The sequence below is a fragment of the Streptomyces sp. NBC_01233 genome, assembly GCF_035989305.1.
Taxonomy (GTDB): domain Bacteria; phylum Actinomycetota; class Actinomycetes; order Streptomycetales; family Streptomycetaceae; genus Streptomyces.
The window spans coordinates 7,009,766-7,030,058 of the sequence record NZ_CP108514.1 but is presented as its reverse complement, the minus strand read 5'-3'; the positions used below and the strand labels follow the sequence as shown (position 1 = coordinate 7,030,058).

The 20,293-nt window shown below is 71.6% G+C and carries 13 protein-coding genes; all 13 read right to left on the bottom strand.

Going from position 1 to position 20,293, the window contains the following annotated elements; all coding sequences use genetic code 11:
- Positions 1 to 165: 165 nt before the first annotated feature.
- The 13 genes from OG332_RS33250 to OG332_RS33190 all read right to left on the bottom strand — a co-directional run bounded on the left by OG332_RS33250 (position 166) and on the right by OG332_RS33190 (position 20,290).
- A complete protein-coding gene (locus tag OG332_RS33250) occupies positions 166 to 963 on the bottom strand; it encodes an ABC transporter permease (RefSeq protein WP_327416898.1) in 798 nt (265 codons plus the stop codon).
- On the bottom strand, positions 960 to 1,973 hold the full coding sequence (locus tag OG332_RS33245) for an ATP-binding cassette domain-containing protein (protein WP_327416897.1): 1,014 nt from the start codon (positions 1,971 to 1,973) through the stop codon (positions 960 to 962). Before OG332_RS33245 ends, OG332_RS33250 begins: the two co-directional genes overlap by 4 nt.
- A 45-nt stretch (positions 1,974 to 2,018) precedes the next feature.
- Positions 2,019 to 2,867: a DUF4097 family beta strand repeat-containing protein gene (locus OG332_RS33240; protein ID WP_327416896.1), complete on the bottom strand. Its 849-nt coding sequence runs from the start codon at positions 2,865 to 2,867 to the stop codon at positions 2,019 to 2,021.
- A 107-nt stretch (positions 2,868 to 2,974) separates the two neighbouring features.
- Positions 2,975 to 3,505 carry a toxin-antitoxin system HicB family antitoxin gene (locus OG332_RS33235; protein ID WP_327416895.1) on the bottom strand — a complete coding sequence of 177 codons (531 nt, stop codon included), beginning with the start codon at positions 3,503 to 3,505 and terminating at the stop codon, positions 2,975 to 2,977.
- Between the two features lie 575 nt (positions 3,506 to 4,080).
- Positions 4,081 to 4,491, bottom strand: coding sequence for a hypothetical protein (locus tag OG332_RS33230; protein WP_327416894.1), 411 nt, complete (start codon positions 4,489 to 4,491; stop codon positions 4,081 to 4,083).
- Positions 4,492 to 4,742: 251 nt separating this feature from the next.
- On the bottom strand, positions 4,743 to 6,791 hold the full coding sequence (locus OG332_RS33225; RefSeq protein WP_327416893.1) for a nuclease-related domain-containing DEAD/DEAH box helicase: 2,049 nt from the start codon (positions 6,789 to 6,791) through the stop codon (positions 4,743 to 4,745).
- A 258-nt stretch (positions 6,792 to 7,049) separates the two neighbouring features.
- Entirely contained in the window at positions 7,050 to 8,858 is a 1,809-nt protein-coding gene (locus tag OG332_RS33220; RefSeq protein ID WP_327416892.1) for a galactose oxidase-like domain-containing protein, read from the bottom strand.
- Between the two features lie 375 nt (positions 8,859 to 9,233).
- Complete coding sequence (locus tag OG332_RS33215) at positions 9,234 to 10,199, bottom strand: hypothetical protein (RefSeq protein ID WP_327416891.1); 966 nt, start codon at positions 10,197 to 10,199, stop codon at positions 9,234 to 9,236.
- A gap of 14 nt (positions 10,200 to 10,213) precedes the next feature.
- The gene (locus tag OG332_RS33210; protein ID WP_327416890.1) at positions 10,214 to 11,071 is read right to left on the bottom strand and encodes a papain-like cysteine protease family protein; all 858 of its coding nucleotides are present in this window, start codon (positions 11,069 to 11,071) and stop codon (positions 10,214 to 10,216) included.
- Positions 11,072 to 12,091: 1,020 nt separating this feature from the next.
- The gene (locus OG332_RS33205) at positions 12,092 to 13,327 is read right to left on the bottom strand and encodes a TIGR02679 family protein (protein ID WP_327416889.1); all 1,236 of its coding nucleotides are present in this window, start codon (positions 13,325 to 13,327) and stop codon (positions 12,092 to 12,094) included.
- The gene (locus tag OG332_RS33200; protein ID WP_327416888.1) at positions 13,324 to 17,484 is read right to left on the bottom strand and encodes a TIGR02680 family protein; all 4,161 of its coding nucleotides are present in this window, start codon (positions 17,482 to 17,484) and stop codon (positions 13,324 to 13,326) included. The genes OG332_RS33205 and OG332_RS33200 overlap by 4 nt, the downstream gene beginning before the upstream one ends.
- Positions 17,481 to 18,728: a TIGR02678 family protein gene (locus OG332_RS33195; protein ID WP_327419461.1), complete on the bottom strand. Its 1,248-nt coding sequence runs from the start codon at positions 18,726 to 18,728 to the stop codon at positions 17,481 to 17,483. The genes OG332_RS33200 and OG332_RS33195 overlap by 4 nt, the downstream gene beginning before the upstream one ends.
- Positions 18,728 to 20,290, bottom strand: a complete 1,563-nt coding sequence (locus tag OG332_RS33190; protein WP_327419460.1) for a TIGR02677 family protein — start codon at positions 20,288 to 20,290, stop codon at positions 18,728 to 18,730. Before OG332_RS33190 ends, OG332_RS33195 begins: the two co-directional genes overlap by 1 nt.
- Between the last annotated feature and the right edge of the window lie 3 nt (positions 20,291 to 20,293).

Genomic DNA, 20,293 nt, shown 5'->3' with positions numbered 1-20,293 from the left:
TTCTTCGCGCCTCCCCCCCCTGTCCCGTCGACGGGACAGGGGGGCACGAAAAACGGGGCTGCCCGGCCTTTCGGCCGGGCAGCCCCGTTCAGGGTTCTGCGGTGGTGCGGTGGTGCGGTGGTGCGGTGGTGCGGTGGTGCGGTGGTGCGGTGGTGCGGTGGTGCGTTAGATCTTCGCCTCGCGGCTGAAGGCCGAGCGGGCCCACAGGAAGCCGAGAAGGCTGAGGACGACGCCCCAACCGAGGGCGAGCCAGGCACTGTTGCCGATCTCCGTGCCCATGAGCAGGCCGCGGAGGGTGTCGGTCATCGGGGTGAAGGGCTGGTACTCGGCGAACCAGCGCAGGCCGACCGGCATGGACTCCGGCGGGACGATCGCGCTGCCGAGGAAGGGCAGGAAGGTCAGCGGCATGGGGGCGTTGCTCGCCGCCTCGACGCTGCTGGACCCCAGGCCGATCGCCGCGGACAGCCAGCTGAGGCCGAAGGCGAGCAGGGCGAGGATGCCGGCGGCGGCCAGCCACTCGACGAAGGTCGCGTTCGGGCGGAAGCCCACGGCGAGGGCGACGGCGATGACCAGGACCAGGCTGATCATGGTCTGGATGACGTTGCCCACCACGTGCCCGGTGAGCACGGAGGACCGGGAGATCGACATGGTCCGGAAGCGGTTGATGATGCCTTCGGTCATGTCCGTGCAGACCGAGACGGCGGTCGAGACGGCGCCGGCGGTGGCGGCCATCAGGAGGATGCCGGGGGCCACGAAGTTGGTGTAGTCACCCCGGTCGCCCTTGCCGCCGCCGGGCAGTTCGATGCCGGCGCCGAGCGCGCCACCGAAGACGTACACGAACAGCAGGAGCATCAGGATCGGCATCGCGACGATCGAGATCGTCATCGAGGGGTAGCGCTGCGCGTGCTTGAGGTTGCGCCGCAGCATCGTCATCGAATCGCGCATCGCGTACGTCGTGCTCATCGCCGGGCCTCCTTCACCGTGTTGGCGGGGCTGGGAACGGTGGTGGCGTGGTGGCGCGACCCGTCACCGGTGAGCGCGAGGAAGACGTCGTCCAGGTCGGGCGTGTGGACGGTCAGCGCGTCCGCCTCGACACCGGCGCTCTCCAGCAGGTCGAGTACGGCGCGCAGCGCGGGAATGCTGCCGTCGCTCGGGATCTGCAGGGTGAGCTTCTCCTCGTCGCGGGCGTCGGGGTCGAGGGCGAGCCGGCGGGCGGCGGCGTCCAGACGGAGCACGTCGGCGAACTGGAGGCGGATGTGGCCGCCGGGGATGCGGCGCTTGAGCTCGTCCGCGGTGCCCTCGGCGACGATCTTGCCCTTGTCGAGGACGGCGATCCGGTCGGCGAGCTGGTCGGCCTCTTCCAGGTACTGCGTGGTGAGGAAGATGGTGACGCCCTGGGCGGTGAGCTGCTGGATGAGCTCCCACATGGTGCGGCGGCTGCGGGGGTCGAGGCCGGTGGTCGGCTCGTCCAGGAAGATCAGGCTCGGGTTCCCGACCAGGGTCATGGCCAGGTCCAGCTTGCGGCGCATGCCTCCGGAGAAGGTGGAGGCCATCTTGCCGGCCACCTCGGTGAGTTCGAACTGTCGGAGTAATTCTGCGGTGCGGCGCTTGCCCTCCGCCCGGTCCAGGTGGTGCAGGTCCGCCATGAGGAGCATGTTCTCCTCGGCGGTCAGCAGGCCGTCCACCGCCGCGAACTGACCGGTGACACCGATCTCGCCGCGGATCGCCTCCGCGTCCCGCTGCAGCGAGTGCCCTGCCACGGTCGCCTCGCCGGCATCGGCGGCGATGAGTGTCGAGAGGATCTGGACCGTGGTGGTCTTCCCGGCTCCGTTGGGGCCGAGCAGCGCGAAGATCGTTCCCGCCCGGACCTGAAGGTCAATCCCGTCGAGTACGACCTTCTCGCCGTACGACTTGCGCAGGCCGACTGCGCTGATCCCCTTGGGCGGGGCCATCTGTTCGGTCGCGGCACTCATCGTGCCCCCTCCATTTCGTAGCTGTTGCGAGGCAGAGCTCTGACGTCAGGCGCCGTGCGCACGCTGGATGGTGATGTCACCGAGGCTGGTCCTCGCGTGCACCTTGACGGTCTCCGCGCCCTCCGTGGGGCCTTCGGCGGATCCGAGGGTGCTGTAGACCGTCCCGGACTGGGAGTTGATGTCGAGCCAGGCGGCAGTCCCCTGGCGAATCCCGACCTCGAGGTTGCCAGCCTTAGTCTGGAGCTCGACCGTGCCGCGCGCCACTTCCTCGATGCGTACGTTGCCATTCGAGCTCTTTGACGTCACCGACCCTTGCGCCCGGCCGACGGTGATGTTTCCATTGGCGACCTTCATCCGCAGATCGCCCGCCACGTCGTCCAGCCACGTGTTGCCGTTGGAGTTCTTGATGTCGGCGTCCCCGCCGATCGTGCGGACCCGCACCTCGCCCGAACCGGTCGTGACGTCGACGTCGCCCGTCGCCGTGTCGAGCTGGACGTCCCCGTGCTGGGTCTTCAGCCGCACCGGACCGGCCTGGTCGAGCCGGATGTCGCCGGCGCTGGTGCGGACCTCGCACTCGCCCAGCGTCCCCTTGCAGGTGATGTCACCCATCTCCAGGGTCCCGAGGAGCCGCGAGCCCTGCGGCAGCGAGACCTCGACCAGGACGGAACCGCGGGCGGAGAACAGCCCGCGCGCCTTCGGCGTACGGATCGTCAGCGTGCCGTCGGAGAAGTCGACCTTGGTCTCGTCGGCGGCGCGCTGGTCGTCCTTGTCCCCGGCGGTCCGCGGGTGGATCTCGACCACCGCGTCGGTGCGGTCCCCGGCACTGATCCGGGCGACACCGACCTCGACGTGGATGTTCGCGGTGATGGGTCCCTTGGTGTCGTAAGAAGGCATGGCTGTCCCGTCCTCGTGAGTCTGGTGGTCGCCCCCACTCAGGGGACGTGAAGATGTGACGCGAGAGTGGTCGGCCTCTCGCACGCCGAAACGGTGCTCCGGTGGGGCTAGCTCACCCAGCCCGTGAAGCTCTTCCTGCCACTGCCCCGCTGGGGCGCCGGACCGTCACCCTGCCGCCCGCCGGCGGGTTCGAGTGCACCCGAAACCGCCCTGACGAGCCATGCGTTGAGCGACAGCCCCTCCCGCGCGGCCGCCTGCTCCGCACGCGCCTTGACGTGGCCGGGGAGTCGGAGATTGATACGTGCGGTACTGCTGTCCTCTCCTTCCGGCACGGGCGGCACGGCGGGCAGGGCATGCGTTTCCTCGAAACCCTGCGCCGCGAAGGGCTCGTCCCTCGGCGGCGCGGTCACGACGAACTCGGGCTCGAGCCCGCGCAGCCGCACGTCCACCGAACCCGGAGCGAGCTCCCGGGTGACCTCACCCATGGCGTCCGACAGGGCATTCAGGAGGGTGAGTCTGGCTGCCGACTCTAGCGGTGCGGTGATGCGCTCGGCGAGAGCGCGAGCATCGTCGCCACCCGCTTCGGCGGCCACCGCGAGCTCGTGCCGAAGACTGGCGACATAGGGCGTGAGGTCCATGTCCCACAGCATGACACACACGTGGCGCCATGTCGAGCCAATCTGGCACCACCTGTGTCATCACCCATAAAACCGCAGGTCAGACGCGGCAATACCGTTGCGCCACCCTGAGCCACATGGCGCCACCACCCGACGGCCGCACCACTGCGGCACCACATGCGGGCGGCCGCTCAGAAGCTCGGGAGCGGGCCCGGGCGCGCCGGAGTCGGGCAGCGCGGTGCGAGCCGGCGCCACACGCCGGGACGCGCGCTCGACCGGGGCAGCACCCTCGGGCGCGCGCCTGCCGGGCACCTCCCTCCCGTCGCGCCGTGGCGCGGGTGCCACCACCCGCGGCACGGCGCCGGGGCACAAAAGGACGCACAACGCCCCGCCGGAACGGCCCCGCCGCAACCGGAGGACTTCACTCCCGAACGGCCCGTCCCGCCCCGTCCCGTCCCGTCCCGTCCCGTCCCGTCGACAGGACAAAACAACCCACCCGCCCCCTTGGCCCGCCCCGGCAGCGCCACGTGCAGCCCGTCGGAGACCGCCTACCCGAAGGCCTCCCCATCCGCCGATCGTTACGTGCGACGCGGAAGCTATGGCCACAGCTCCAGCAGGGCGTCCAGGGTCAGCTTCCACATCGGCTCGGCACCCGTGCCGAACGCCGCGGCGAGCGCGTACCCGACGGCCGCGTCGTCGGCACCCGGTTCACCCTTCCACTCGACGGACACCCGGCCGTCCCCGCTCGACGAGAAGAGCCCGAGGACCGCTCCACCCCGGAGCAGCCTGCTCCCGTCGAGCGAGTCGGGGACCAAGCGGTACGCGCCGACGTCCACCCGGTAGGACTTCCGCGTCAGGAACCCCTTGGCGGGCCGCAACGACACCTCCGCCCCGTCGACGGTCATCGACAGGCAATCCGGGTCCCGCGTCCCGATCGGCACGTGGCTCTCCACCGCCACACCGGCGGCCCGCTTCACCTCGACCCGCGAAATCCCCTCCCCGTCCACGACGAGACTCCCGCCGGCGTGATCGAGTTCGACATCGACCCCACCGAACAGCGGGTCCTGGGCGGGTACCTACGAGAACGGGTGCATCAACTGGTCCTTGCCCCTGGGAATCCCCCCATGGTCAGCTCCGACCGACCCCGCCCCGGGCGCGCATCCCGGGCAGGTCGGCGGACCGTACGGCACACCCCGCACGTTCCACCGGATCGGCGGGCGAAGCCCTCTTCCCGCTCACCGCCCGAACCGCAGGGCCTCTACCCGGCGATGCTGCCGAGCCAGAGCAGGTCCCGAGCCCTGGTCATGGCCACGAAGAGCTGGCTGCGCCGCAGTTCCTCCCGCTCCCGGGCCGTCTGCGACGTCTCCGTACCGCCCGCCGTGTCGACAGCCGTCCCGTTCGCGAACACCGTGTCGTGCTGGGGCAGGAAGACGTTCTTGAACTCCAGGCCCTTGGCCCGGCGATAGGTGCCCAGCTTCACCGCGTCGACGGCGTGGCCGTCGTAGTGCTCCAACTGGCATACCGGGATGCCCGCCTGGGCGAGCAGCCGCTGGTAGTGGCCGATGGCACGCACGGAGGGGCACAGCAGGGCGGTGTCGGCCAGCGCACCGTCGGGCAGGGAGCGCAAGGCGTCCAGGAGCGCCCTGTCCTGGGCGTCCACCGTGGGCCTGGTGACGCGTACGACGTCCCCCTCGTGGTAGGTGAGGTCGACATCGCGGCGGCCCGGAGTGCGCAGGCCGTCGAGGTCCTCGAACGCGTCGTCGGCCACGACGGTGAGGGCCGCGTCCAGGATCTGCTTGCTGTTGCGGTAGTTGGTGCGCAGCACCTGTCCGCGATCGCCGCGGATGTCGATGCCCGCGTCGGTGAGGCGGAAGCCGCCCGGGTACACGGTCTGCTGGCCGTCGCCGACGAGCAGCAGACCGTTGGGCACGTCACCGACGAGTGCGTGCAGGAGGCGCACTCCGACAAGGGTGAGGTCCTGGACCTCGTCCACGATGACGGCCGCATACGGGGGCCGTTCGCGCCGGCGCGACGCTTCGGCCAGGGCGAAGGAGAGGACGTCGTTGAAGTCGTGGACGCCGCGCTCGCCGCGCAGCGATTCGTACGCTTCGTACAGCTCCCACACCGACTGCCGGTGCGTTCGGTGCAGGCTCGCCTTCCGTCGCCGCCTGTGGACGGTCGCGTACTCCTCGAAGCTGGTGAGGCCTCGCCCCTTGATGACGTAGTCGATCTCTTCGCGCCAATAGGTCGGGGCCGGATCGAGCGCGACCAGCCGGCTTTCACGGCCGACGTTCTTCCAGGCGAGGCTGAAGGCGGTCTCGGCCTTGTCCCGGTGCAGCCGCACCGGTATGCCCCGCTCCTGCAAGAACTCCTGTGCCCAGGAGTGCAGGCTGCGGAAGTCCACCCGGTCCGCGACGGCCGGAGCCATGGTCCGGAGGAAGGTGCTCTGCACCCGGGGCAGGTTGTTGGCGAAGGTGACGTACAGGATGCGGCCGGTGGTCCGCCTGGCCAGGTGGGCCGCACGGTGCAGGGCGACGACCGTCTTGCCGGTACCCGCCGGTCCGCTGATGCGTGCCGGGCCCGACCAGTTGCGGCGCACCAGTGCGACCTGATCGGGGTGGAGGAAGGTCATCCACTGCTCGATCGGCGCCTCCATCGCGCCCTTCAGCGCCGCATCGCGCAGCCCTTCCAGATCGAACAGCCCGTCCGCAGCGCCCTGTCGGTGACGCTCGGGCGCGGACGAAGCCTGCTGGTCGACCGCCGACCCCACGTGGTCCGGGAACACCCGCTCGAGGTGATCGGCGATCGCACGGACCGATTCCGCTCGCAGCCTGTGCCGTTGCGACAGCAGCACCGGGCCGATCTCGTGTTCACCCAGGAGCCGTATCCGGCCGAGGCCGGCGTCGAAGCGCCGCCCGGCGAACACCATGAGCGGCTGGACCGCCACGGGTGACATTCCGAGGGACGCCACCGCGCTCTCGGCAGCCTTCGTGGCGGTGAGCAGCTTGGCCGCGTGTTCGTCCCGCTGCTCGCCTCCGGCCGTGACGTCGACGACGAAGACACCGCCGGGTCCCACCAGCATCATGTCCGCGTTGGCGGTCCGCGTTCCGGACCATTGCCGGTCGACGAGCAACCGCCACCCGCGCGCGGTCAGTACCAACAGCTGGGCGAGAACCCGCTGCTCGCCCTCGCCGGCCGCTTCCCACCTCAGGGCCTGCCGGCGGGCGGCCTGCCACTGCTCCCGGAGCAACCGCTCCTGCCGCCGCGCCTCCGGCGCCCGCTGCGATGCCGCCTCGCCTGCCCCCATGCCGAGCCCCCCCTCGTACGCGGAGTGGCGATCATAGGACGGAACGCAACCGCAGCGGCAGGGCGCGTGCCGGCCCGGCCGCGGCCCCGTCTTCACTCCTTGCGCAGGACGGTGGTGGTGAACCGTTCGTGCGCGGGGCACGATGCACAGCGGTCCGCACGGGCGACGGCCCGCCCCGGAATCCGTGAGTCCGGGATCCGGGACGGGCCGTCGCTCTTGTTCGTTTCCTTCGGCTTCGTTTCCTCCGGCTGTGTTTCCTCAGCGCAGGGAGACGAACTTGGCGGTGCTCGGTACCCCCTTCTCGTCCAGCAGGAAGAGCATGTAGTGGCCGGGCGGGGCGTCGTTCGCGGAAGGCGGGGCCTGCAGGCCGATCGTGTTGCCCTCACGGTGGACGATCCGCAGTTCCAAGTGGCGCTGACTCGTGTTGACGGCGTGGGTCGCGGTGGTCGGCGCCAGCAGGACGGCCTTCTTGACCTGACCGGGGGTCGAAGTCGTCACCCTGAAGCGGGAGTCGTAGCCGATGGGGCCGCCGGGCACGCGGTCGAGCTTGGGCCGGGTGCCCTGGTGGAGGTAGGCGGGCTCGAAGATCTCGATGCTGCCGTTCATGTCGTCGTCGATCTTCGGATCGTTGGCGAGCTGCTGGAGTTCGTCGCCGGTGACCATGACGCGGCCGTCGGGCAGGAGGACCGAGTTGGCGTGGTAGCCGCGCGGCAGCCGCTGCACGGGCCCGAGCCGCCACTCCCCGAGCGCGTTGCGGGTCTCGATCTGGCGGTACTTGAGATCGGACTTGGGGTTGTAGTCGCCGTTTCCGTAATCCCGGATGCCGTAGGCGCCGTTGACCGTCAGCAGGCTCGCGTCCGGGAGGAGGAGGGTGTTGTCCTGGGTGCGGCCGAAGGCGCGCGGCTGCTTCTTCTCCCACACCCCGTCCGACAGCTGGTAGGTGTTGGGGTCGTCGCGGTCACCGCCGAGGACCAGTACGGAGGTCGGGCCGCGGAATCCGGCGGGCAGCGCCACCGCCGAGCCGTAGCCTCGGTGGACGCCGTCCGGGCGGGCGGGAAGGTCGGTACGCGTCTCGGCGACCGGATCGAAGGCCCACTGCCGGGTGGCGTGGCGGCCCAGGCCGTACACCTTGCCGTCGCGCAGGGTGAACAGGTGCGGGTAGTCGCTGTCCTCGCCGAACGGGGCGTCGACGCGCAGGGTGTCGGTGGGAACGTTGCGCGGGATCACGGTCTTCTCGAAGGGCACCGGGTGGCTCTTGGCCGGGAACCGCTCGACGACCGAGGTGGAGGTGCCCCAACCCGCGTCGGTGTGACCGGACATGATGAGCAGGCGCCCGTCGGGGGCGGTGGCGACGGTCGGGTACCAGCGGCCCACCGCCATGTCCTTGTTGACGGCCCACGTCTCGGTCCACGGGTCGAAGACGAGGGACAGCTTCGCTCCTGCGCCTCCGCCGTAGCCGAGGTTCCCGCCGAAGACGCCGAGCATGCCGTTGGGCAGGAAGGCGTGCCCGGCACAGAAGAAGGGGGCCGGGCGCTTCACGTTCGTGCCGTCCGGCACGACCAGCTCCGGCGGGGTGACCTTCTTGAACGCCTCGGGGCCGGTCCCCTTCCCCGGATCCCAGAGGAAGGCGCGGCCGGCGTTCTCCGGCCCGAGCGTGTTGGTCGGCGCCGGCTCCTCCGTGGGGTCGGTCTCGACGCGCTCGAAGGAGAACAGCAGCACCTTGCCGGTCGGCAGCATGGCGATGTGGGCGGCGAAGTCGGGCGACTGGAAGTACTCCGCGAACTGCCCGTACGCCTTGGGGTGGAACTTCGAGTTCGCCAGCTCCTGGGACCTGGTCAGATCGCTCAGGCTCTCGATCCGCGCCAGCTGGGAGTACCCGCCCAGAGCCTGGGCCGCCGCGCGGATCTTGGCATGCTCCTGAGCATGCCCGGTCCCCAGCGCCGCGGCTTCGTCGGGATGGCTCTCCCCGTCGTGGGCGGCGGCCGGGACGGCGGCGACGAAGAGGGCGGTGGCCGCGAGCGCGGAGAGTGACGCCGCGATTCTCTTGGGGCGGTGCCTGCGTGACATGTGACTCCTCACCTGTAAGCACGTACGGACAGGCGGAGAGCCTGCCGTGGGCGTTGATCACCCACAGCGACAGATGTATGACGATATACATGCAGCGCGCTTGCCGAATCCGGAGCCCCGCGGCAGGGCCGTCGGTGTCACGGGCCAGCACCGACCGCCCGACACACCGAACCCCCAGCCCCGCCACGGTCCCCCGCACGGCCGTCACCCTTCGTAGACGAACACGCCGACAGCGACCGGGTCGACGGGCGGGCCGGCCCGGACGTGTGGCGACGTGGAGGGAGAGGGCGGGCCTCCGTCCCGAGCTCGTGCGCAGCCGACGGCGGGAGCCGCCGGGCTGAGCACGCAGAAGCGGCCCGCCCCCATGGAGTCAGGTCAGCGGGCGGTGGCCGTCCCCCGCCGGCGTACGTAGACCACCACACCCCCGATCGCCGCCAGGCCCGTGGCCCCGGCGATGGCGACCGGCTGCCAGGACGCCTCGGCCGCCGGCATTCCGGACGCGGCGGCCACCGGCGCTCCGGACACGGCGGCCACCTGCTCCGGCTGGTCCTCCACGAGGCCTCCGTACCCGCCGGCCAGGCCCTTGCGGTCGTACTCCGAGCCGGGCATCTTGTCGCCGTAGCGGGCGGTGACCAGCTTCTGGTACGCGGCGAGGGTGATGCCGCGCTTTCCGCCGAGGCCGGTGGTCGCCTCCTCGTTGAGCGGCTCGACCGTGCCTTCGGGGGTGAGCCGGTACCAGGCGTGGATCTGTGGCTCGGTGAACGTACGGGCCTGTGGAGTGCCGCGCTCCGCAAAGCCGAGCTCGACGTCCCCGTCCCGGATTCCGGCCAGCTGCCAGCCCTCGGCACCGACGTTCTGCACGGCGCCTTCCGCGGCAGCGGCGTTGCCCTTGGGTTCGAGCAGTACGGCGGCGTGCTTGCCGTCGGAGGCGGTCACCCGGGAGGCCAGGTAGGAGAGCCGGAGCGCGGTCTCCGGGGTCGCCCGGGTCTTGCCGGTCACGAACTCGGGGCTGATCTCGAACATCGGCACCGGGTCCTTGAGATCGAACGCGGGCGGCGCGGCGACGGCGGCCGGCGCGTTTCCGGGGGCGCCGACGGCACCGCCGTCCGCGGCGGGGGCACTGCCGGCCTGCCGGGCCGAGACCAGGAACCGGGAGACGGTGTCGCGAAGTTGGCCACTGCGGATGGTCTGCTGCGCGGACGGGTAGCCCGCGATGCCGTCACCCTCCGCAGCCTGTGCGGGAACGATTCCGCACAGGGCGGCGGCGAGCGCGGCCGTGGTGAGGGCCGCGGCCCGGACGGCCGCGTGCCTGGTGCGTCGCATGGTCTGCAAGGTCTGCATGGTCGGTGTTCTCCTCAGCCCTGGATCCCGATGCGGGAGTGGGTCCACTGGAACGAGTTGTTGTTCACGTAAGTGGCGTGGTTCCACCAGGTGTAGGTCTGGGTGGTCTGCCACGGGTCACCGACCGCGATCATGTTGGTGGCGCTGTCGTAGCCGTAGACGACGTTCATGTGACCGCCGCCGGTGCGCCAGCCGAACCGGACCGCGAACGGCCGGCCCGCGGCGATCTCGGTGACCGATTCACTGAACGAGGCATTGCGGTACAGGCTGCGGCCGCTGTTCCTCAGCCCCAGCCGCGCCAGGCCGTTGGCCATGTCCTCCAGCGTCGCGGGCTGGTTGTTGCAGTCCACCCAGGTTCCCTGGGCGGCGAGTTGGCAGAACTGCTCCTGACTGACGGAGCGGCCCCAGTGTTTGGCGATGGTCACGCCGGAGGCGTCCCAGCACCACTGGGTCCTGACCTGCTTCTGCATGACGATCGGAAGTGTCTTCGCGGTCGTGGGTTTCGGGTTCGGGTTCGGGCTCGAACCGCACACCGGCAGGGGGGTGGTGTTCTCGCTGATGAAGGCGTCGGCGATGTAGTAGGAGCCGGTGTAGATCCATCGCGGATTGTTCTCCACGGTGTCGCCGGTGGTCCGGCAGGACATCTGGATCCTGTCCCCCACCTTCGAGGAGCCGTTCACCTGAGCCGAAAGGGACGGCTTGGCCCGGTGGTTGACGGTTCTGTGGTTCCCCTGCCCGCCAATGACCGTGCCGCTGACCACGTCGGCCTGGGCAAGGGCACCGAAGCCGAACAGGAGACCGCCCGAGAGTGCGGCGGTGATCGCGGCTATCAGCGTCTTCTTGCGGCGGGACGCGCGACGTCTGTGCATCATGCTCCTTGATCTGAGAATGCGACTTGCCTGCCCGGCGGCGCCCGGAATGAGTGACGAACAACCGGCCCGCCGGCCCCGCGACATCCCGCCCGTCCGGGCAGCCGCGACGGACTCCACTGCGCGGCGATTACGTCGAGACCGCCGGTACTCCGAGGACCGGGGCCGGGGCGGCGCTGCCAAGGGTGGACAGCTCAACCGCCCTACGAGGCATACATGTTGACGGCAGGGACGCCGGGGTGGGCCGGGTAAGGCACCAGCGGCGATGGGCCGACGGCGTCTGCGTCGGTCGCGCTCACCGTGCGGGCGATGGTGCCGCAGGTGGCGGCGAACCGCGATGCCGGTGGCGACACCGCTTTCGATGGGGCTGCCGAACTGGAGGTACTTGCGGGACGCGCGGCCCGAATCCGCACGTGCCCGTTGCGGCGCGGTCGGCCGATCCGCCCAGACGACTACCGCCGGGCCGCACCGACTGACCGAGCGTCACATTCGGGCGGATCGGGGGCCCCGCACTGCCGGTGAAGCCGAGGTTCAGGCCCTCTGAGACCAGGCACAACCGCACCTCTTCCCTTGAGTGGATTGGGTGCCGGGAATCCTGCCAGAGAGATGGAGGGATGCGAACGAAGTTGCTCTACGCGCGAAGATGTCGCCTATTCAATCACCGAAAGCAATCGAGATGACGGATCGTCAATTCAACAGTGCTTCAACCTGGTTGACGATCACACAACTCTTGGTCCAGGCCTTTTCCACGCACCCGACGGCGCACGACTTTACGCAAACTTGATACATCGCAGCCCTTTATTGGACGCAATGTCAAATAGCGAAATCGCCGAGAGTGTGCGGCGCGTGACTCTCCATCATTTCAGAAAGGGAAATCCCTCGGGCCTTTTCCGGCTGGGCCACCAGCCGGTCGGAAGGGCCCGGCGCGCCCAGGCCCGCCCTCGTCGTGGGCGGGGACGACTGGCGACAAAGCACGACAAGGGCCGGTTCGAATCGCGGACCCCGAACGTGTCGTGTCAGCCTTCACCTCGCAAGGTCCGTCAGCAGCACATCCAGAACTGACTCCTCCTCGACACGCAGGGCGTGCTTGGCAAGAGCGAGCGCCAGGTCCGGGTCCCATGGCGACAGCGCCGGTTTCCCGTCCAACGGGCGCAGATCAGGACCAGCGGCTGCTACGGCCCCACGGTAGTCGTCGGCCGTGTAGCGCCAGGGCAGCCAGGGCACGTGCCCCAACAGCGTCGTGGCGATGCGCAGACCGCCCCAGTCGAAGTCGCCGTGGTAGCGGAAAGCGGCACCGAGCTCGTGCAGACGGGCGAGAAGGGTCAGGGCGGCGGCCGACGGCTGGCCCTGCACGCAGACCAGTGGTCGGGCATCCGGTCCGTGGTGATCCGCCGCGGCCGAAAGGACCGCAGGATTCTCACAGATGTGGACCACGGGCGGTGCCGTCCGCGGCGGACGGTGGGCGAGCTGTCGGAGGGTGAGTACGCACGGCTCACCCACGTCGGCCATCCAGTCCAGGGCCGGAGTCCCGCGGAGGTTGAGAGTGAGCACCGTCGAGGAGACGTCGTCCCGGAGCAGGCCGGCGGAAGCCCATGCGGCCCGCCGCCAGGCCGCTCCCGCTCCCTCGGGATGGCCGGTCAGAGCGCGGGCGCCGGAGAGGGCCAGGGTGGCCACCGGCGTGCCGTCGTCGAGTGCGTGGGCACTCCCCAGAATGTCCGCGGCAAACACCGACAGCGACCGCGCTGGTTCGACAGGCAGCTCCCGCAGTACGCGGACGGTCTGTTCCAACAGCAGACGGGCGGCGGTGGGAGTACGGGCGAGGCGGCGTACGAGGCCGTCGTCACGAACGCGACCGGCCCAAGCGGCGTACTCCGGATGCTCTTCGGCCAGCTGCATGAGAGGCGCGTACGCCTCTCCCCAGGCCTGGTCCTCGCTCCGGCGGACCTCGTCGAGAGGGACGACCGGCCCAGTGAGCACCGTCATGGCCGCCGCCAGGCCACCGGGGCTGATGCCCGATCTGACCAGCACGGCGTCCACGGCGTCGAGCCGGACCGTCAGCGCCCTCCCGGCACCTGGTACCCGGCCCAGCAGTCTCTCGGCCGCGGCCCGCTCGGCCGGGCTCGGCGTTGCCAGCGAGACGGCTCCGGTGAGTGGCTGTCCGCGCTCCAGCCGCCGGCGTGCCCGCTCCACCAGCCAGGCCAGGTCGGCGCCGCCGAGGAGTCGGCGCAGGCGCACTTCGTCCACCGGCGGACCGCTCACGCCCACAGGGGCTCCGGGTCGACCGGACGCACGGGGTCCTCGCGGCGCGTGCGGGCCGTGCCGTCCCACTCCCAGCGGGTGACCAGGACAGCGGCCACCTCGTCGACGCGGGCGAGCTGGGCGATGGCGATGCCCGGTACCTGCGGATAGCAGGCCCACTCCCGCTCGCTGGTCATGACCACATCCAGGTCGAAGGCGTGCAGGAGCCCGAGGCACTTGGCACGCGAGTCGTCGTCCACACCCGCGAACGCCTCGTCCAGGGTCACCAGGCGCGGCGCGTACGGGCTGCCCGCGCTCGCATAGTGCGAGGAGGCGGCGGCGAACAAGGGAACGGACACGGCCAGGACGCGTTCGCCTCCGGAAGCGGGCCCCGTGGCGGGTACCCAGCGGCCGTGCTGCTGACGCTCAACGGCGAACTCGTGCCAGGAGCGGTAGTCGAGGGCGGCGGTGAGGTGCTCCAGCCAGCTGCCCGCCGCGTCCTCGGTCTGCTGGCGGGCGATCTGCGCCTGCAGGAACTCACCGACCGCGGCCCGGTCCTCGGCCGTCCAGGCATCAGCGGTCTGCAGCAGGCGGCCACGGGCCTGGGCGAGGCCGACCGGAGCCTTGCGGGAAGGCCGCCACACCAGGCGCAGCCTCATACCGGTGGAAGTGGGCCGTTCCTCCAGCTCGGCGTTCATGGCCAGCACCTGCCGCTCGGCAGCTGCGATCAGCTCCTGGAGCGTGCCGGCCACCTCGGTGATGAGGTGGGTTTCGAGGATCTCACGCTCGTGTGCGGAGAGGATGCGGGTGAGTTCGCCGACCTCGACCGCCAGGGCCTCGGCGAGCTCGGGCACGGCTCGCTCACGGCCCTGGTAGACGATGTCGACGATCATCCCGTCCTCGACCATGCGGGCCGAGGCAGTGTTGCCGTGCCGTGAGAGTGCGTCCTGGAGGGTTTTGAACTCCTCGCTCAGACGCCTCTGCACACGTTCCCAGGCGCCGTCCGAGTCGTCGGTCGTCGACAGCTCCGATTCGAGGGCACGGGCCAGGGCGATGGCTGGGGTGGGGGCCCACGGGCCGTCGTCCGCGGCCGGTACGGCGAGATCCGGAAGTGCGACGGCGATCAGTCCTGTGGCCGTGAAGCGCTGGAGCGCGGCAATGGCCTCGGAGCGCGTCGCGGCGGATTCGGTGACGGCCTTCTCCAGCTGTTCGATGCTGCCCTCGGCCCGGCTGGCCCGTCGGTCCGCCTCCGTGTGCTGGTCCTGGGCGCGCTCCTGGTCGGCGGCGCAGCCGCGCAGGGCTTCTGCGGTCTCCGCGAGCAGCCGCTCCAGCTCTGCGACGGCGGCGCCGACGGTTGAACGCAGCGTGGCCAGCCGCTCGTCCGCGGCTGCCGCCTCACGGGCGGCCTCCTCCGCACGAACGGCGAGTTCGGCGGTCCGCTCCCCTGCCCGGACCGCCTCTTCGCGTTCGTCGTCCGCCTGCCGGGACGCCTCGCTCCGCTCGCGGAGTGCGGGCCAGAGTCCGGCCAGGACGACGTCGAGCTCGGCGAGGGCCTGCCGTACGGCGGCCAGTGCCGGCCGGTCCGGGGGCAGCCCCAGATCGGCTGAGGTCTCGTGCAGTTCGGCGGCGGCCGACTCTGCCCGCTCGGCTGCGGCCGTCACCTCGGCGGCCCGCTCGTCGCACCGGGTCCGCGCCCGGCGCATGGTGTCGGCGGCAGCCGCGGCGTCGGCGTGTGCCCGGATCAGGGGCGCGTCGTCGGGCACGGCGGCCAGCTCGGTGTCGAGCGTACGACGGCGGGTCGCCAGAGCCTGCGCCTGCCCCTCAGCGTCGGCCGACTCCTGCCGCAGGAGGGAGAGTTCAACCTGCAGTGCTGCGATCCGGGTCCGCCTCGCGGCTTCCCGGGCGCCCTCTCCGATGTACTCGGCGGCGGGTTTGGTCCAACGGCCGGTGAGGACGCCGACGCGGTGGCGTCCGTCCAGCGCGACCCAGGTGCCGTCCGTGGCCCCGATGCCCAACGGGCCGGCGCCCGGTACATCGCCGGCCGATGCCGTGTCACCGGAGGTCCCGCCGAGGCCGATCGCCTCCAGCAGCCGGGCCACCGCCTCCACTGCGACCTGTGCGGCCTGCGCGTCTCCGTGGTCCACGGCCGGGCGCAGTACGTCGGCGAGCGACGCCCCCTCGACCGGTCCCGTGTTCGGGGCGAGGAGTACGTCGTGACCGTCCACGGCGACGGCCGCTCCGTCCGGGCGCACCCACGCGTCCAGCAGCCCGGACGCCTCCAGGGCCGCCTCCAGCCCGGCGCGGTCGTGGTCCGCGACCTCCTCCCGGAAGTCGATCAGCCGCCACAGGGGGGCACCGGGTGCCTGGTCCCGCAGGCCGGGGGTCCGGGTGTACGGGGCCTGCGGCCCGCGCCGACCGCCGGACTCCAGCCCGGCGAGTTCCTGTTCGGCGTCGCGGGTCCGGGCGGCCAGGCCGGCCCGGTGTTGTGCTGATTCCGCCGCCTGGTCGGCGAGTACCGCTGCGGTGGCGCTGTGTGCTTCCGCGGCACGGCGGCGCGCCGGGTAGGGGCCGTCCTGGTGCCGGGTCCACTCCTGGAGCTCGTCCAGAAGTCCGGCCGGGTCGGCGTACGCCAGCTCCCCGCACCGGCCCGCGTGCTCGCGTACGGCATCGACCAGAGCCCGTCCGGCGGCCTGCGCCGTGTCCTCGGCCGTGTCCAGCGCCTCGGCGGCGTGCGCCAGCTCGGTCTCCGTCTCGTCGAGCCGGAGTACGGCGGCCCGGCGCCCGGCCGCCGCCGCCTCGGCCTGGTCGGCGAGCGCCTCGACGTGCGTGAGGGTGCGGTGCCTGCGGTCGGTCGCTTCGGCCACCGCGGCCCGCAGGTCGGCAACCGCCTGTCCCTCGCCTCCGGGAAGGTTCAGCCGGGCTGCCGCAGCCGTCTCCCGGGCCCGGAGCAGCGTGTCCCCGGACAGCTCCCGGGCGACCCTGAGCCGGTTCTCCGCAGCACCGAGGCGGTCGAGCGCCTTGGTGTGCTGAAGGGAGGCCTTCTCCCGGTCGTCGCGCGCGCGGGCACAGTCGATCTCCGCCCGGTCCACCGCCTGTGCGACCCGCTCCAGTTCGCGGGCACTGCGCATCTCCGGGCCCTCGCGCAGGGCTGCGTCGGCCGCCTCCAGCCTCGCCCGGGTCTCGGTCAGTGTGGCGACGCGCTCCTCCGCGGCCGCCCGGTCCTCCTCCGCCGCGGTCTTCCCGGCCTGCGCTTCGGCGAGATCGCGCAGCAGCTGCTCGTACTTCGAGTGTTCGCTGCGCGGGAGACGGGCGCGACGGCGGGAGGCCGTGCGGGCGTAGCGCCGATAGTGGTCGAGGAACACGGAGGCCGCCCGTTCGGCGGCCCCGGCCGCCCGCAGCTCCTCCTTCTCCTCGTCCAGGGAGCGGAAGGCCTCGGCCACATCCGCGATGACGGCCTGGTCCATCGGCGGAAGGGCCTCGGTGAGGGCGCGGGAGAGGGCGGCCTCGTTGGGACGCTTGGACAGCTGGGGCTGGCGCAGCTGGATGAGCAGGTCCACGAGGGCTGCGTAGCGCTGCTCCCCGAGGCCGAACAGCGCCTCGTCGACGGCCCGGCGGTAGGCCTTGGCCTGGTCGTAGACCAGGCCCCGGCCGGCGACCGCCTCGATGAGCCGGTCCCGGGACAGGACGGTGCCGGTGGCGTCGAGCAGGCTCAGTGACGCGTCCGCGCGCATATCGGCCGGGCCGTGGTCGATCCGCTGCCCGGTCACCGCCCACCAGTGCCGGGCGATGCCGCGCCCGCTGACGGCCTTGAGCCCGCACAGGAGCGTACGGAACTGCTCCTCGCCGCTCACCTCATCACGGCGGCCGAACTCCACCCAGGTGTAGCCGAGGCGTTCGGAGTGCGGGTGCTCACCCCCGAGCAGGAGGTTCCACTCCATCCGCTTGCCGGCGTCCCCGTCCGGTTCCACTCGACGGGCGCTGAGGTCCCCGTCGAGGAGGAAGGGCAGGGTCAGGGCCAGCACCTTGGACTTGCCGGTGCCGTTGTTCCCCCGGAGCAGCAGCCGGCCGTCGCGGAAGTGGAACTCCTCCACGTCGTAGTGGAAGAGGTCGACGAGACCGATCCGCAGGGGCTGCCAGCGGGGACGCGCAGGGGCGGGGAGTACGGGACGGGGGGTCAAGGCAGGTACGCCTTTCGCTGCGCGGGCACCTGCGCGGTGCCGGCTGTACGGGGTTCGAGTACGACGGTCTGTCCGACCGCGTAGCGGGCGAGCGCCGGGCGCGGCACGACCCCGTCGGCCGTGCGGGCGACCAGGCCGAGAGCGGCCAGCCGGGCGACGGCCTGCTCGGCCAAGTCGGCCTCGGCCCCTGGCTCACGAGCCGACTTGGACCAGAATCCGCTGTGTTCGGCGGCCAGTTCGACGACGCGGCGCTCAAGGTCGCCCATGGGGACGACCAGGCCTCCGACCGCCGTGAGGTACTCGGCGAGCAGGAGGGTGATGTGGCCGCGGGTCCCTGATTCCGGCATGCGGACGTCGGTGAGGTCGTCCTCGGGGTCGACCATGGCGATGCCTTCGGCCCGCACTTCGGCGACCAGCCCGGTCAGTTCGCTGATGCGGGCGGTGAGGAAGCCGCGCTGGCGCGTGAGGTAGCCGAGCTCGGCATCGGTCAGCTCGTCGTAGTAGAGGACGGGGTCGTCGAGCAGCCGCCGGGTCAGCGAGCGGCGCAGGGCGCGGAAGCGCAGTTCGTCGCTGTCGAGGGCCGTTTCCGCGGCGAGTTCGGCGAGCCGGGCATCCGGCGTTTCGGCCCGGACGGTGGAGGGTCCCCGGCGGGTGGCGAGGAGACCTGCGAGGACCCGCCGTTCGACGTCGTACAGGACGTCGCCGGCTCCACTGACGTACGCGTCCTCGTCTCCGGCGACGCGCCGCAGGACTCCGAGGTGGAGCAGGAGCCGCACGACGGCGGCCAGGTCGAGCCGCTCGTCACGGCGGTCCAGGGTGAACTGGATGCCCGCCGCGGCCAGCTGGGGGTCCTTGGCGTCCAGCATGATCTGGTCTGCGAGGCGGCCCAGCGCGATCTGCGCCTCGCCGCGTTCGAGGGCGGCGAGGGCGAGGCAGAGCAGGACGTACCGACGGCGGCTGAAGGGGACGGCGCTACGGGTGACCTCGCGCGCCGGGTGCGTGGCGTCGTCCGGCACACCGGGGATCTTGCCCAGCCGGGCGGTCTCGGCGTCCACCTGGAGGGACCAGCCGGTGTTGCGGTCGAACCAGTCGCGCAGCTCGGAGGCGTGCCGCCGGACGAGGCGGAACTCGTCGGCGTACGCGCCGTGCGCGAGCAGCAGGGGCTGCTTCAGCAGGGCACGGGCCGCCTTGCGCCGCTCGGCGGCGTGCTGCCCGTCGAGTACTTCGGCGAGCGGGGTCGTCATCACGCTCCGCTCCCTCCTCTTCCTTCTGCGAGGTCGACGATCTCGATGGTGTGGTCCGGGCCGCGGAAGGTCCCGTCCAGTGTGCGGACCTCGGCCGTGGACCCGTCGGTCGGCGCGGTGAGCCGGATCTCCATGGAGCCGTCCCCGCTGGTGGCCGAGGTGTGCGTCATACCGGGCCGCCAGGTGGCGAGCGCGTCGCCGAGGAGCTGCAGGAAGAGCCGGAAGCTGAGGGGGTCGAGCTCGCCGAGTCCGGACAGCCTGGTGACGCCGTGGGTGACGAGCCGGGCCCGGGCGGCCACTGTCTCGGCGGCCTGCTTGGCGGCCGTCTCGGCGAGCAGTCGGCGCGCTTCCTGCCGGTCCTCGACCCTGCGGGGCTTGCCGCGCCGCTCGTAGCTTCCCGTGCGGCGCAGCTGCGGGCTGATCCGCAGCGGCGCGGCATCGGCCCATGCGGTTCCCGCGGGCTCGGGACGGGCGTGGCGGGCGGCCAGCGTCTCGGCATCCACGGTCAGGTGCCGAGCCGGGTACAGCCCGAAGGCGGTGCGCCACAGCCGGTGCCGGGCGTCGTCGTCGGGCGCTTCGGCGAACCAGCGCGCAAGGGTGCGGAAGTCGGCGGAGCGGTCCGAACGCCCGGCCCGCCTCTCGTTCAGCGACCGTACGACGGCCAGCAGCTGCGGGATCGCGCCCAGTGCCCGGCCGCGCAGCAGCCGGGCCTGCGACTCCCGGCCGTCCCGGCTGAGGAACCAGGCCGCCAGCCCCGCCCACCGGCCGGCCCACCGCTCGTACGCGGCCTGCCCCGCGTACGCCGCCTCCTGCGGGGTGGCGTCCGCCGCCTCACGGGCGGCCGCAGCCCGCAACAGCTGCTCGATGCTCCCGCCCTCCTCCAGCTCCAGGATCAGCCGGGCGATGCGCCCGCCGAGGGTGATCAGGTCCTGGATGAACCGCTCCAGGTACTGGATGAGCTGGTCCTTGTAGGCGAGGAAGACCTCCTCCCCCACGTCGTGGAGGTCGATGGTCCGCTGGAGCGAGCCCATGAAGGCCCGCGCATTGTCGGCGAGCGCGCCGAAACGACTCGCGAGCCCGTCCAGCGCCAGATGCGCCTTGGCCGGATCGGGCTCCTCCTCGGCCGCCAGCACGAGCAGGGCCCGCAACTGCGTCACGATGTCGTGCAGCGCGACGGCCTGCAGCGCGCCCCGCCGCCCGAGCGCCTCGTCGTACGCGGACAGGGCCTCCTCCGCCGCCTCGCCCTCCCGCGTGAGCTGGTAGATGAACCGCTTGCGGTAGAAGTCCTCGACGGCGGTGACCCGCCCGGTGTCCGGATCGGCGCGCAGGTTCCCCCACCCCACCAGGCTGTCGAGCGCCTTGACCACGGCGTCGAGCTCGGTCGGCCGGGCCCCGGAGGCCAGCCCCGCGTACACGTCCTCGGGCCGCAGATGCACGGCGAACCGCTCCTTGGCGACGAGGAAGGCCCGCATCACCACGCGGTAGAGCAGCACGTTCGGAGCCGTGAGATGCGCGAAGGGCCCGTACGCGTCGGGCGGGCCCTCCGCCTGCGGAGAAGTCATGTC

Bases quoted from the DNA above. Each gene is read 5' to 3' on its own strand.
- OG332_RS33250 (WP_327416898.1), bottom strand. From the start codon at position 963: ATGAGCACGACGTACGCGATGCGCGATTCGATGACGATGCTGCGGCGC.
- OG332_RS33245 (WP_327416897.1), bottom strand. From the start codon at position 1,973: ATGAGTGCCGCGACCGAACAGATGGCCCCGCCCAAGGGGATCAGCGCA.
- OG332_RS33240 (WP_327416896.1), bottom strand. From the start codon at position 2,867: ATGCCTTCTTACGACACCAAGGGACCCATCACCGCGAACATCCACGTC.
- OG332_RS33235 (WP_327416895.1), bottom strand. From the start codon at position 3,505: ATGGACCTCACGCCCTATGTCGCCAGTCTTCGGCACGAGCTCGCGGTG.
- OG332_RS33225 (WP_327416893.1), bottom strand. From the start codon at position 6,791: ATGGGGGCAGGCGAGGCGGCATCGCAGCGGGCGCCGGAGGCGCGGCGG.
- OG332_RS33220 (WP_327416892.1), bottom strand. From the start codon at position 8,858: ATGTCACGCAGGCACCGCCCCAAGAGAATCGCGGCGTCACTCTCCGCG.
- OG332_RS33215 (WP_327416891.1), bottom strand. From the start codon at position 10,199: ATGCAGACCTTGCAGACCATGCGACGCACCAGGCACGCGGCCGTCCGG.
- OG332_RS33210 (WP_327416890.1), bottom strand. From the start codon at position 11,071: ATGATGCACAGACGTCGCGCGTCCCGCCGCAAGAAGACGCTGATAGCC.
- OG332_RS33195 (WP_327419461.1), bottom strand. From the start codon at position 18,728: ATGACGACCCCGCTCGCCGAAGTACTCGACGGGCAGCACGCCGCCGAG.
- OG332_RS33190 (WP_327419460.1), bottom strand. From the start codon at position 20,290: ATGACTTCTCCGCAGGCGGAGGGCCCGCCCGACGCGTACGGGCCCTTC.